This is a genomic window from Gemmatimonadota bacterium, assembly GCA_040388535.1.
Taxonomy (GTDB): Bacteria; Gemmatimonadota; Gemmatimonadetes; order Gemmatimonadales; family GWC2-71-9; genus Palsa-1233.
Genome location: JAZKBR010000002.1, coordinates 986713 through 999718 on the forward strand (window position 1 = coordinate 986713; position 13006 = coordinate 999718).

General features: G+C 66.0%; 9 protein-coding genes and 1 riboswitch. Of the genes, 3 read left to right on the plus strand and 6 right to left on the minus strand.

The window, feature by feature from the left end:
• Positions 1 to 38: 38 nt before the first annotated feature.
• Positions 39 to 1058, plus strand: coding sequence for a hypothetical protein (locus V4558_08000; protein MES2305434.1), 1020 nt, complete (start codon positions 39 to 41; stop codon positions 1056 to 1058).
• A 1-nt stretch (position 1059) separates the two neighbouring features.
• Here V4558_08000 and V4558_08005 read toward each other — a convergent pair whose 3' ends face one another.
• Entirely contained in the window at positions 1060 to 1299 is a 240-nt protein-coding gene (locus V4558_08005) for a DUF1330 domain-containing protein (GenBank protein ID MES2305435.1), read from the minus strand.
• A 7-nt stretch (positions 1300 to 1306) separates the two neighbouring features.
• Positions 1307 to 1816 (minus strand): DinB family protein, encoded by a 510-nt coding sequence (locus V4558_08010; protein MES2305436.1) that lies wholly within the window; start codon positions 1814 to 1816, stop codon positions 1307 to 1309.
• Between the two features lie 71 nt (positions 1817 to 1887).
• On the opposite strand from V4558_08010, the gene V4558_08015 reads away from it, so the two are divergent.
• Positions 1888 to 2805, plus strand: a complete 918-nt coding sequence (locus tag V4558_08015) for an AraC family transcriptional regulator (protein ID MES2305437.1) — start codon at positions 1888 to 1890, stop codon at positions 2803 to 2805.
• Positions 2806 to 2870: 65 nt separating this feature from the next.
• Complete coding sequence (locus tag V4558_08020) at positions 2871 to 4364, plus strand: hypothetical protein (GenBank protein MES2305438.1); 1494 nt, start codon at positions 2871 to 2873, stop codon at positions 4362 to 4364.
• Between the two features lie 94 nt (positions 4365 to 4458).
• On the opposite strand, the gene dacB is transcribed toward V4558_08020, so the two are convergent.
• From dacB to metH, 4 genes are all read right to left on the minus strand, one after another.
• Positions 4459 to 5934, minus strand: coding sequence for a D-alanyl-D-alanine carboxypeptidase/D-alanyl-D-alanine-endopeptidase (dacB, locus tag V4558_08025; protein ID MES2305439.1), 1476 nt, complete (start codon positions 5932 to 5934; stop codon positions 4459 to 4461).
• 135 nt (positions 5935 to 6069) lie between these two features.
• On the minus strand, positions 6070 to 7230 hold the full coding sequence (locus V4558_08030; GenBank protein ID MES2305440.1) for an acyl-CoA dehydrogenase: 1161 nt from the start codon (positions 7228 to 7230) through the stop codon (positions 6070 to 6072).
• 123 nt (positions 7231 to 7353) lie between these two features.
• Positions 7354 to 9186: a bifunctional homocysteine S-methyltransferase/methylenetetrahydrofolate reductase gene (locus V4558_08035; GenBank protein ID MES2305441.1), complete on the minus strand. Its 1833-nt coding sequence runs from the start codon at positions 9184 to 9186 to the stop codon at positions 7354 to 7356.
• 1 nt (position 9187) lies between these two features.
• Positions 9188 to 12883, minus strand: coding sequence for a methionine synthase (gene metH / locus V4558_08040; GenBank protein MES2305442.1), 3696 nt, complete (start codon positions 12881 to 12883; stop codon positions 9188 to 9190).
• Positions 12884 to 12922: 39 nt separating this feature from the next.
• Positions 12923 to 12997: riboswitch (SAM riboswitch) on the minus strand.
• Positions 12998 to 13006: the final 9 nt, after the last annotated feature.

A 13006-nucleotide genomic window follows, 5' to 3' on the forward strand; every position in this document is an offset into this window, starting at 1 on the left:
GTGACATTTCTGGAACGTCTCCAACCCCCGAGCTCCGAATGCGATTGAGGTCACTCCTCCCCCTGCTTGCGGTGGCAGGCTTCTCGGTCGGGTGCACCGAGAACCCCACGCTCGCCGGAGTGAATCCACCAGGGTTGAATGTTGGCTCACTCGTTGTCGCGCGCACTGAGTTCTTTCTCGGCAACCAGCTGGGTGGTCCGCGACAGATTGTGGTTGACCCGTCGAGCGGGGCGTCACTGACACCCGCCACATGGCTCCCAGTCGGATACCCGGATCAAGGAGTGCACGATCTCAATTTCTCGCGCGATGGCAAATGGATGGCCTGGATCCAGACGCGGGGAGACCCCTCGGCGCCGTGCTACCAGTTTGTTGACTATTGCCAGTCGCTTGATCGACCGACGCAGGAGCTCTTCGTCTCGCGAGTCGGTTCGGGTCGTGCGACACTCCTGACCCCGCAATACAACTACGACGGACCGGCGACCTTCTCGCCTGACGGTTCGCGCCTGGTCTTCCTGCGTACCTATTACGATGGCGACCAGCAGATGATCACGGTGGGACGGGACGGAGAGAATCTCGAACCGGTCCTGCAAAAGACTCCGCGCCGCCGGAGCACCCCCGAATGGTCCCCCGACGGCAAGTCGATTCTCTACCTGCAACCCGACGCGGAGGCGCTCTATGTCGTCACTCCCGATGGCAAGACAAATAGCGCGCTGACCGCGAATCGGTCGATCGGCGGCCCCGCCAGCTGGGCACCGACGGGGGAGCGTATTGCGGTAATCGCGCGCGATCGGATTTCAGGGTTCGGGCCCGATGACATTGCGTTGCTGGTGCTGGACCGTACCGGGCAGGAGATCACCAGGGCGCCGTTTGGCTGGCAGGGCCGCTCGCAACGCCCGGTCTGGTCGCCGGATGGGACCAGGATCGCCTACTGCCAATCTGAGGTCGTCGAAGACAAGTATGTGCGCAGCGTGGTTCGGATCCTCGATATCGCCACGGGCGCCAGCACGACTATCACCCCGCAGAACTTCAGCGACTGCAACCCGATCTGGCGACCCTAGATCACGGCCGGAGATTCCTCGCCGCCTGATACTCCGGATCGTTGTATAGCCCCAGCGCGGCTTCGCGGGAAGGAAAGCGGATGATCGCGTGCATCGTTCGCGCCGATCCCTCCAGCGCATGCGCAGCCAGGTCCGAGGCCAGCACCTCGCCACCATACCGCGGCAGCAACGCCATCACCGCCGGTGGATAACGCTGGAACGCCACCGCGTCGATGATGTCGTAGCTGCCGATGTAGTACACCGCCGTCTCAGCTCCCCACGCCGGTCTGGGCCTGATGCAGCACGCCAATGAGCTGCACCTGTCCCGCATGATAGATGCCGTGGCAGGTGACGCCGAGCACCAGGTCAGCGTTCTCCGCGCTGGAGCGAGCCGCCGCTGCGGTCCCCGCTTCGTAACGGTCGATCGCCGCGCGCAGTGCCGCCTGCTGCTCCGCAACCGTGGCGAGAATGTCATTCCAGCTCAGCGGCCACTCCGCCGTAAGCTTGAACCAGTCGGCGCCATCAACGGGAAACGCCCCACCATCCTCCTGGAGTATCTGCGCTACCGCACCGCGCACGCACCACGCGTGATGCAGCGCGAGCTCGGCGATGTTGTGCCTCCCCGGCCCCGGCCGCCAGAAGGCCGTCTCCGCGCTGACAGCCGCCAGTGCGGTGCGCAGGTTGGCGCCGTGCCACGCCTCCCCATCGTACCCTTCGTCTGCGAGCCGGCGCAGCGTCGTCGCGCTGCTCTGTGCCGGGGAAATTGTCGAGCTTTTCATGGCGTTTCCGTTCCCTGTTCGTGGTCCGTAAGTTCAGGTGCGCGACGCGAGCCGCCGCGCTACGTTGAGGTATGCTAGTGGCCACGGGAGCGAGCAACTTGGGGAAAATTGCGGGGGCGTTGCCGCACGCATTGGCGCGCCGTGCGCGTGACGGCGCGCCGGCCGCAACCACTGGTGTCGCGCTCGCGACGGGTGAGGGATGGTCGGTTGCGGATGTGATCTGCACTGCCGGCCCGGACGATCGCGCGTTCGAGGAGCGGCACACGCGGATGTCGATTGCGATCACGCTTGCGGGCACGTTCCAGTATCGCTCCGGTCGAGGGCGCGCGTTTATGACGCCCGGCGCGCTGCTGCTTGGCAATGCGGGTGAGTGTTTCGAGTGCGGCCACGAACACGCGGCGGGCGATCGCTGCATCGCCTTTCGTTATGAGGCCGAACTCTTCGACCGGATTGCGGCCGATGCCGGCGTGAAGCGGAGCGAGCGGCGCTTCCATACGCCGCGGTTGCCCCCCACGAAGCGAATCTCTCCACTCGCGGTGCGCGCGGCAGCAGCGGCCGACGACCCGGCGTCGCTCGCGTGGGAAGAACTCGCCGTCGAACTCGCGGCGACAGCGCTGCGTGACAGCACAGTGACCTCGCTCTCGAATGTGGCTCTCACCTCTGCGGCCACCGCGCGCGTGACCGAGAGTGTTCGTCGCATCGAAGCAAGCCCCGCCGAACCCTGGCGTTTGCAGCAACTCGCCGCCGACGCCGGGCAGAGCCCATATCATTACCTGCGAATCTTCCAGCAGGTCGCCGGCGTGACCCCGCACCAGTTCATCTTGCGGGCGCGCCTGCGCGAGGCCGCCCGCCAGCTGCACGCCGAAGACACAAGGGTGATCGAGATTGCGTTCACTGCGGGCTTTGGCGACCTGTCGAACTTCAACAAATCCTTCCGCGCCGAGTTTGGCGTCACCCCGCGCGAATGGCGGGCGGGCCGAGGCCGCTGACCCGGGCAGGCGAGCGATGTGGTTGACGCCTCGAATCCGATTGCGTATTGGCCCGTAGGAACCGAATGCCATTCCCATCTGCGTCGCTCGCGGTGCTCCTCGCTCTTGGAACGCTCCCGCAATCCGCTCCCGGCAAGGCGGCACAACTACTGGACTGCCGTCCCGAGACGGTCACGTCGGTTGATGCCTCTGCTGTGATGAAGCGGGTCGTACAGGCTGTCGGGCTCGATGCTGCCGGGGGGCGGATGTTCCATCTTCGATCCCGGATGATCCGCGAGTTCCGGGACCTCTCGGATCGCAGCTACCCGCCGTTCGACGCCGGCGTCTCGGAAGAGGACCTCTGGTTCGACCCGGCTACCGGCATCGAGCGGGCACCGGCACCGTTCTCCAGGCAGCCCTCATGGAGTGGCGCTCGCAGCACGCTGGTAGGCGCCGCCGATTCGACCGGCCCTGCCTCACCCGCGCTGCACGGCGCAACCCGCTGGCAGCGAGCCTTCAACGCCTGGGCGGTCGTGTTCGATTGGTCGAATGATGCGCGCGTGACCGTGGCGGGGCGCTGTCGCTATCGCGACGAAGTCCGCCTCGTGCTGCACCGCCCATCCTCCGGTGGCGGTGAATCACTGCTGATTGACGAAGTCGATTGGCTTCCTGTGGCGTTGCGTCGGTCGGAAGCGAATTTTTTCTTCGGTCCCGAATCGGTGGAGTATCGCTACTACAACTGGGACCGCATCGGCCCGGCGCTCTTCCCGCAAAGCACGATGCGATTGGTGGCCGGACAGAAGGATCGCCTCCGCTCCCTCCGCCAGGGCCCGGGCGAAACCGATCTGGTATCGCGGGACAGTGCGCCCCGGTTTCCCGAGATCACCTCGACGCTCGAAATGGGAGACACCATTCGTGTCCCGCCTCAACCGTTCTGGAGCACGGCAGCGCCCGATACCGTCCGGGTCGGGCCTCACTCCTTCCTGCTGGTGAATTCGTCGTTCACATCCGCAGTCGCGCTCGCCGCCGATACCGTGTTCATCCTTGACTCATCTCAAGGTGAGCAGCGCGCCCGTCAGGACTCCGCCTGGATCGGTCGCCTCTTTCCGGGGCACCACCCGGTCGTCTTCGTCGCCCAGACCGACATCTGGCCCCATATCGCCGGACTCCGCTTCTGGGTCGCCAGCGGTGCGGGCATCATCGCGCATCCGACCACGATGCCACTACTCAAGCGCGCCATCGCCCGGCGATGGACGGCAGCTCCCGATCTCCTGGAACGGCAACGAGCACGGGTCTCGCCGAGGTTCGTCACGGTGAGCACGAGCCAGTCGCGCGCGGGCGGTGCGGTGCAGATCTTCGCGGTCGGTGGGTCGCAGAGTGAGGGCGTGCTGGGGGTGTATGTCCGGGATGATCGCTTTCTCTGGGCCAGCGATCGGGTGCAGGACGTCACCAATCCGTCGTTCTATGTCACCGAGCTGGTGCGCGCGGCGCAGCGTGTCCACATCGAACCGCAGTGGACTTCTGGCCCGCATTTGAGATTGATTGGCTGGGATGTAGTGCAACGACTCGGACAGCGCTAGTTCGACTTAAGTATGGCGTATTCGCTAAACCATACTAACGGCGATCGCTAGTATGGTTTATGACCGGGCGGGCGATGGCTGACGCGGGCGTGGCTTAGTGCTGTGGCGGCTCATCGGGCGTGCTGCCCAGCGCCCCTGCGGGGTCCATATCGAGCGGAACCACGATGCCGTTGGCGCCGAGCAGCCGGAACAGCGTCCACTCGGCCTGTTTGGCGGCGCCGACACTCCCACCGTTGTACATCGCCGCAATCAGCAGCGTCCCGGTGTTCCGGCCGAGATATCCCACCAGCGTCGACGAGTTGCCCAGCGTACCCGTCTTGGCGCGAACGACACCCGGGCCCGGAAGGCCGGCCGCGAGGCGGCGCAACGTGCCGCTGCCATTCGCGGGGAGGAGCAGCGGGAAGTTCTTCCCCGCGGGCGTGAGCGGGAACTTCGCGAGATAGCTCGTGAACACGAATGGCGACACTCGGTCATCCGACGAGAGCCCGCTGCCATCGTGCAGCGTGACACCCTCGGCGAGTCCGGTGACTGCGCGCACATGCTGCGTGAGTCGGTCGGCCGCGTGGTCAACGCCACCACCCCACAACAGCATCAGCTCCGCGCCGATGTTGAGCGAGCGAGTGTTGATCTCGTGGGCAATCGAATCGAAAGGCTGCGAGACAATTTCGGCGAGTACGCGGCGTTCGCCCGGATCGGCAGAGCCGATGCTGGGAGAGTGGACCCATTCAATGCCGGCGATGGCGACAGCGTGTGCCCACGCGGCCTCGAGCACGGCCGTCGGGTCACTCGCGACCGAAGTGAAACGGCGCGCACCCGCTCGGCTGCCAATCCGGCCCGAGACGACCCAGCGCCCGTTCTTCTGCGCCGAGATCCGCAGCGAGCTGCGCGAACCCGCAACCGTGGTGGCCGTGACGGAAACCAGCGAGCCGGCACCCGCCGGTGCATCGCCCACTATCACGGCCCGCGCACCCGCGCGTGAGCCCGGTGCCACGGTGAATTCCACCAGATTTTCATTGAGAGTGATCGGCCCGACTGGCGGGGCGAAGATCCGGCCACGATGCCGGTCGCTCCATGCTGCAGGGTAGGTCGACCGTGGCTCACCCACCGACGTCGTGACCGTGAGCGGCCCGACCAGGCGGCGAACACCCAGCGCGCTGAGCTGCTCTGCCAGGGTCGAGAGCGACGGCCCGGTGCGGTCGCGCCGCTCGAGCGTCACATCGCCATTGAGTTCCAGGGCCCAGCGACCTTCCCAGGTCCCCGAGAGCGGGTTCACTCGGCCAGTGCCCACAACCCGGGTCGCGCGACGGGCGTCGCTCCCCACCACGGTCCGGGCAAAGCCGGTGGTCAACAACTTGACGGTCGAGGCAGGAACCATCGGCTCACTGCCATTGACCGACCAGAGGATATTTCCGCCCTGATCGGCAACCACGACCGCCCACTTGCCGGGCGCCGACCGCTGGGCCCGGGTCAGCCAGCTATCGAGCTCAGGCCCGATCGCGCCGTCCTGTGCCGAAAGGGCCGCAGGAAGCGCGAGGAGGGCAAGAACCAGGATGGCAGGCAGACGTGTCATGGGCCTCAAGCTCTGCAAGGAGCGTGCGGGATCGGGAAAGGTCACGTTGTGAAACGGATCCGCCACCAGCTATCAAAGACCTGTACGCCCCGAAACCGCCGGGAGTTGCAGGACGCTGGTGGCGGAGGGGAAGAGCTACTTCAGCATCAGCTTGGCGATGGTCTGCAGCTGCATGTTGCTGGTGCCCTCGTAAATGACGCCAATCTTCGCATCACGGAAGAACTTCTCCGCCGGATACTCCTTGCTGTAGCCGTAGCCACCGAAGAGTTCGAGCGCCTGCGAGGTGATGCGGCCGGCCGCGTTCGACGAGAAGAGCTTCGCCATCGCTGCCTCACGCGTGAACGGCAGCCCGGCATCCTTGAGCCGGGCCGCGTTGTACACCAGCATCCGTGACGCCTCCAGGTCGGTCGCCATCTCGGCCACCTGGAACTGCACGCCCTGGAAGTCGGCGATCGCCTTGCCGAACTGCTTACGCTCCTTGATGTACTTCGTCGCGGCCTCGTAGGCACCCTGCGCTACACCAACCATCTGCGCGCCGATGCCGATCCGCCCCTCGTTGAGCGTCTCGATCGAGATCTTGTAGCCCTGACCAATCGGCCCGAGCACGTTGGCGGCGGGAACCCGGCAATTCTCGAGGATCAGCTCCACCGTGCTCGAAGCGCGAATGCCAAGCTTGTTCTCCCGCTTGCCGATCGAGAAGCCCGGAAAATCCTTCTCGACGAGAAAGGCAGTGATCCCCTTGTAGCCGAGTTCGTGATTGATGTTCGCGAAGACGATGAAGATCCCCGCTTCCGCGCCGCTGGTGATCCAGAACTTGCGACCGGTCAGGACCCACTCATCGCCGTCCTGGACGGCCTTGGTCTCGAGCGCGAAGGCATCGGATCCCGACGCCGGCTCCGAGAGGGCAAAGGCGCCGAGCAGGTCGGTCGTCATCCGCGGGAAGAGCCGGGCCTGCTGCTCTTCGGTAGCCCACCGCATGATGGCGTTGTTGACAAGGGTGTTGTGGACGTCGACGTAGATCGCGCTCGAGGCATCGACCCGGGCGAGCTCCTCGATCGCCAGCGTGGCGAGGAAGATCGAGCCGCCGGCGCCGCCGTACTGCTCGGGCACTTCGATCCCCATCAGCCCGAGCTCGAAGAACTTCTTGATCAGGTCGGGGCGGATTTCGGCCGCTTCATCCATTTCGTAGACGTGCGGCCCGATCTCGGTCTCGGCGAATTCCCGGACGGTCTGCCGGAAGAGTTCCTCTTCTTCAGAGAGGATCGAGAGCGGCGCAGCGGCGAGTGTAACGGTCATCCAGGGACCCCGGTTCGGTGTTCGGGGGAGAAGATAATGCCCTTTCCCTCCCCCCTTCTCCCCTCTCCCTTCTCCCCTCTCCCTTCTCCCTTCTCCCTTCTCCCTTCTCCCTTCTCCCTTCTCCTACCTCAGCACCTCCAGCGCGACCTCGACCCTCCCCATCGGCGCCGCCACCTGCGCCCCCTTCACACTCCCGCGCACCGCCGCCAGCATCTCGGCCGCGATCGCGATCCCCTCGGCGAGGGCCGCTTCCTTGCCGCGCTCGCTCGCCCGACGCATCCGGGCCAGCACCTCATCCGGCACCGTGATCCCCGGCACCTCGTTGGCAAGGAACTCCGCGTTCCGGAGCGAGACCAGCGGCCAGATGCCGGCGATCACCGGGACGCCGAACTGCTCGACCCGCGGCAGGAACGCCTCGAGCTGCCGGAGATCGAAGACCGGCTGGGTGATCGCGAAGCACGCCCCGGCCTCGGCCTTCCAGGCAAAGCGGCGCAGCTCGCGATCGAGGTCGGTCGACGCCGGATTGACGCCCACGCCGTGGACGAAGCGCGTCGGCGCCCCGATCGGGTTGCCGCCCGGGTCGAGGCCGCGATTGAGCCGCGCGACCAGGTTGGTGAGGCCGATCGCGTCGATGTCGAACACCGCCGTCGCATCGGGGTACGGTCCCATCTTCGGGGGATCACCCGTCACGATGAGCAGGTTGCGCAGCCCGGCCGCCGCGGCACCTAGCAGATCCGAGAGCATTCCGAGCAGGTTGCGATCACGGCAGGCATAGTGGACCACCGCCTCGAGGCCAGTCTCGCGCTCGATGAGCAGTCCCGAGATGAGCGCGCCCATCCGGCTCTGCGCTCGTGGCCCGTCGGGGATGTTTACCGCGTCGACGCCCGCCGCGCGGAGTGAACGCGCCTGCGCCAGCATCGGCGCCGGGTCGATGCCACGTGGCGGAACGATTTCCACGCTGGTCACAAAAGTGCCCGCCGCGAGTTTCGCCCCGAATGCAGAGCGCTCCGCCAACGGAATCTCGACCACCGCCGGTGCATCGGTGCGATCGTGCGCCACTGCCGCCGATGCAGTGCCGCGCGGGGTGACCGATCGGATGAACGAACGAATCGACTTGATATGCTCAGGCGTGGTGCCGCAGCAACCGCCCACGAAGCGCGCGCCCGCTTCCACCATTCGCCGGCCATACTCAGCGACATACTCCGGACTCGCCATGTACATCTGGCGATCGCCCACGTCGCGCGGCAGCCCGGCGTTCGGTTGCGCCGAGAGTGGTGTGTGCGTCACGCGGGCGAGCCGTTCGATCACCTCGAGCACGACCTGCGGCCCGATTGAGCAATTCACGCCGATGATGTCGGCACCCGCCGCTTCGAGCGCAGGACCAAAGACTTCCGGCGTCGTGCCGAACGCCGTGGCACCATCCTGCCCCACGGTCATCTGCGCGATGACCGCAAGATCGCTGCGTGCGCGCACGGCGCGGATCGCCGCTTCCATTTCTGTGGTGTCGGAAAAGGTCTCCAGACAGAAACCGTCGACACCACCGGCGAGCAGTCCGTCGATCTGCCGGCCGAACGCTGCCTCGGCCTCAGCGAGCGAGAGTTCGCCGAACGGCTCGACCCGCACGCCGAGTGGTCCGATCGCACCAACGACAACAACCCCGGGCCCGGCCGCACGCCGCGCCAGCCGCGCCGCCGTCGTGTTGAGCGATTCGGTCTCGGCTGAGAGCCCGTACTGCGCCAGCTTCAACGGGTTCGCGCCAAAGGTGTTGGTCTCGATGATTTCGGCCCCGGCCGTGGCATACGCCGCGTGCACTTCGGCCACCAGGTCAGGTTGCCGCACCACGAGTTCATCAAAACAGACATTGAGGAAGACGCCTTTCTGGTAGAGCATCGTGCCCATCGCACCATCCACAACGTGCACTGCTCCATCGTCGATCAGGTCGCGCAGGGTCGGCATCCTACTTCCTCCGGTAGCCAAGCACGGGTGACAGCCACCGCTCGGCCGTGGCAAGGTCCCATCCCTTGCGTTGGGCATAGTCGGCCACCTGATCACGATCGATCTTGCCGATACCGAAGTAGCGCGCTTCGGGGCGCCAGAAGTAGAGCCCGCTCACGGCGGCACCGGGCCACATCGCAAACGATTCCGTCAACGTGATGCCGGTGGTCTGCTCGAGGTCGAGCAGTACCGCGAGCGTGGCCTTCTCGGTGTGATCGGGCGCGGCGGGATATCCCGGCGCTGGCCGGATCCCCTGATACTTCTCGCGAATCAGGTCGGCGTTCTCCAGCTGTTCATCCGGCGCATAGCCCCAGTGCACCCGGCGCACCTCTTCGTGCAGCCGCTCGGCGAACGCTTCCGCAAGTCGGTCAGCCAGTGCCGAGAATAGAATCGCGCGATAGTCATCGTGCGTTTCCTTCGCCTTGGCCACCAGCGCTTCGAGGCCGTGGCCAGTCGTCACTGCAAAGGCACCGACGTAGTCGAGCGCACCCGAGGCGCGCGGTGCGACGAAATCGGCGAGCGAAAGGGAAGGGCGATCATCGTTGCGCGCCGCCTGCTGCCGCAGCGTGTGGAGCACGCTCTTCACGGTGGTCCGGCTCTCGTCGGCGTAGAGCGTGATATCATCGCCGTGCGTGTCGGCCGGCCAGAAGCCCACCACACCGCGGGCCACGAGGCCGCCCGATGCCTCGAGTTCGTCGAGCGCGGCGTTCGCATCGCGAAAGAGCTCGCTCGCGACGGCGCCCTGTTCGGGATGGTCGAGAATGGTCGGGTACGAGCCGCTCAGCTCCCAGGTCCGGAAGAACGGCGTCCAGTCGATGCGGCGCCGCAGGTCGGCGAGTGGCCAATGATCGAAGGCGCGCACGCCGATGAAGGCCGGCGTCGGTGCGGCGGCGGCAAGATCGATATGCGCCGGCTTCGCGCGGGCCGCCACCAGCGAGATCATCGAGCCTTCGTGCTCGCCCTCACGCTCGGCGCGGAGCCGGGCATACTCGGTGGTGATCTCGCTCGCGAAGGCCTCGCGCTTCCCCGGGTCGCGCAGCGAGCTCGCCACCGGCACGGCCCGCGAGGCGTCGAGCACGTGAACCACGGGGCCCGAGTAGGCCGGCGCGATGCGGAGCGCGGTATGCAGTCGCGATGTGGTCGCGCCCCCGATGAGCAGCGGAATGTTGAGCCCGGCCCGTTCGAACTCCGCAGCGACGAACGCCATCTCGTCGAGTGACGGGGTAATCAGGCCGGAGAGCCCCACGAGATCGACCCGTTCACGCTGCGCCGTCTCGAGGATCTTCGCGACCGGTACCATCACGCCCAGGTCGATCACTTCCCATTCGTTGCACTGCAACACCACGCCGACAATGTTCTTGCCGATATCATGGACGTCGCCCTTCACCGTTGCGAGCAGAATCTTTCCCTTGCTGCGCGGCGCCTGCCCGGCGCGCTCCGCCTCGAGGAAGGGAATCAGCCACGCCACGGCGCGCTTCATCACTCGCGCACTCTTCACCACCTGCGGCAGGAACATCTTGCCCGCGGCGAAGAGGTCGCCCACGCGATTCATGCCGTCCATCAGCGGCCCTTCGATGACGCCGAGGGGCTTGCCGGTGGCGAGGCGCGCCTCCTCCACGTCGGCTTCGATATAGTCGGCAAAGCCGTGGACCAGCGCGTGTGAGAGTCGCTCGACAACCGGGAGTTCGCGCCAGGCCAGGTCAGCACCCGGCGCCGCGCCGCCGGCCTTGGCGCGATCGGCAATCTCGAGCAGCCGTTCGGTAGCGTCGGCGCGACGATTCCAGAGTACATCCGCAACCCGTTCGCGCAGTTCCGGATCAAGATCGTCAATCACGGGGAGCTGTCCCGCGTTCACGATGCCGAGGTCGAGCCCAGCGTGAATGGCGCGTTCGAGGAAGACCGCGTGAATCGCTTCGCGCACGCCGTCATTGCCGCGGAACGAGAACGAGACATTGCTGATGCCGCCGCTGGTCTTGGCACCCGGGCAGCGCCGCTTCACTTCAGCCACCGCATCCACGAATGCGCTGCCATAGCCGGCGTGCGCTTCGATGCCGGTGCCGACGGCAAAGACGTTGGGGTCGAGAATCACGTCTTCCGGCGCGAACCCCACTTCGTCCACCAGCAGGCGGAAGGCGCGCTCGAGAATGGTGGCCTTCTGCTCCACCGTCTCGGCTTGCCCCTGCTCGTCGAAAGCCATCACCACAGCGGCCGCGCCATAGCGGCGCACCAACCGCGCCTGCTTCAGGAACGTCTCCTCGCCTTCCTTGAGTGAGAGCGAATTGACGATCCCCTTTCCCTGCAGATTCTTGAGCCCGGCCTCGAGGATGCTCCACTTCGAGGAGTCGAGCATCACCGGCACACGCGCAATGGCGGGCTCGGAGGCGATGAGCCGGAGGAAGGTCCCCATCGCCGCTTCGCCCTCGAGCAGCGCATCATCGAAGTTGATGTCGATGATCTGCGCGCCGGCCTCGACCTGCTGCTGGGCGACTTCGAGTCCTTTTTCGTAGCTCCCTTCGGCAATCAGCTTCGCAAAGCGACGCGAACCGGTCACGTTGGTGCGCTCGCCGACATTCACGAAGTTGGTGTCGGGGCCGATCACGAACGGCTCGAGCCCGGAGAGTCGCGTGCGGCTCGGCAATGTCGGGATGCGGCGGGGCGTGACCCCCGCGACCGCAGAAGCCATCGCGCGAATGTGTTCTGGTGTGGTGCCGCAGCAACCACCAACGATGTTCACGATTCCTTCGCGCGCCCATGCCCCGATCGACTCCGCCATCGACTCGGCGTCGAGATCGTAGCCACCGAGATCATTCGGCAGCCCGGCATTCGGGTGGACCGAGACGAACGTGTTCGCGGCGCGCGAGATGTCCTGCACGTGGCCGTGCAGCAGGTCGGGGCCGAGGGCGCAGTTGAGGCCGATGGTCAGCGGTCGCGAGTGCGCCACCGAAATCCAGAAGGCATCGGCCGTCTGCCCCGAGAGGGTGCGGCCGCTGCGGTCGGTGATCGTACCCGAGATCATGATCGGGACGCGGTAGCCCACGGCGTCAAAGGTCCGCTCGACACCAAAGAGCGCGGCCTTCGCGTTGAGTGTGTCGAAGATCGTCTCGACCAGGATCAGGTCGGCGCCGCCCTCGAGCAATCCTGCCGTGGCTTCGGCATAGGCATCGGCGAGCTGATCGAAGGTGACATTGCGGAAGCCGGGATCTTCCACCGACGGCGAGAGCGAGGCAGTACGTGATGTTGGTCCGAGTACACCCGCGACATAGCGCGGGCGTGCGGCGCTCTCGGCCCGGTCGGCCGCATCGCGTGCCACGCGGGCCGCCGCGACGTTCAGTGCGTGGGCGAATCCCTCGGTGCCATACTCGCCCTGCGAGATGGCGGTGGCATTGAAGGAGTTGGTCTCGACAATATCGGCGCCGGCGTCGAGATAGGCGCTGTGAATGCCACCCACCACATCGGGGCGGGTGAGGCAGAGGAGATCGTGATTTCCCTTGAGGTCACGTGGCCAGTCGGCGAAGTGTTCGCCGCGATAGTCCGCCTCCACCAGGCTGGCGCGTTGCAGCATCGTCCCCATGGCACCGTCGAGCAGCAGAATTCGCTCGGCGAGCAGCTGAGGCAATCTGGCGTTTCGTGCCACTCGTGCCGTGTTGAGGTCGCTCACGCACACTCCCGGAATACAACGAGCCCGCGGGCGTCAGACGGTCGCCCCCGGGCGGCGTCTTAGCGAATTATTTAACGTGGCCGCAAGTCGCGGGAAATCGCCACGGGAATCAATTGTTGGTGC

Bases quoted from the DNA above. Each gene is read 5' to 3' on its own strand.
- V4558_08000 (MES2305434.1), top strand. From the start codon at position 39: ATGCGATTGAGGTCACTCCTCCCCCTGCTTGCGGTGGCAGGCTTCTCG.
- V4558_08010 (MES2305436.1), bottom strand. From the start codon at position 1,816: ATGAAAAGCTCGACAATTTCCCCGGCACAGAGCAGCGCGACGACGCTG.
- V4558_08015 (MES2305437.1), top strand. From the start codon at position 1,888: ATGCTAGTGGCCACGGGAGCGAGCAACTTGGGGAAAATTGCGGGGGCG.
- V4558_08020 (MES2305438.1), top strand. From the start codon at position 2,871: ATGCCATTCCCATCTGCGTCGCTCGCGGTGCTCCTCGCTCTTGGAACG.
- dacB (MES2305439.1), bottom strand. From the start codon at position 5,934: ATGACACGTCTGCCTGCCATCCTGGTTCTTGCCCTCCTCGCGCTTCCT.
- V4558_08030 (MES2305440.1), bottom strand. From the start codon at position 7,230: ATGACCGTTACACTCGCCGCTGCGCCGCTCTCGATCCTCTCTGAAGAA.
- V4558_08035 (MES2305441.1), bottom strand. From the start codon at position 9,186: ATGCCGACCCTGCGCGACCTGATCGACGATGGAGCAGTGCACGTTGTG.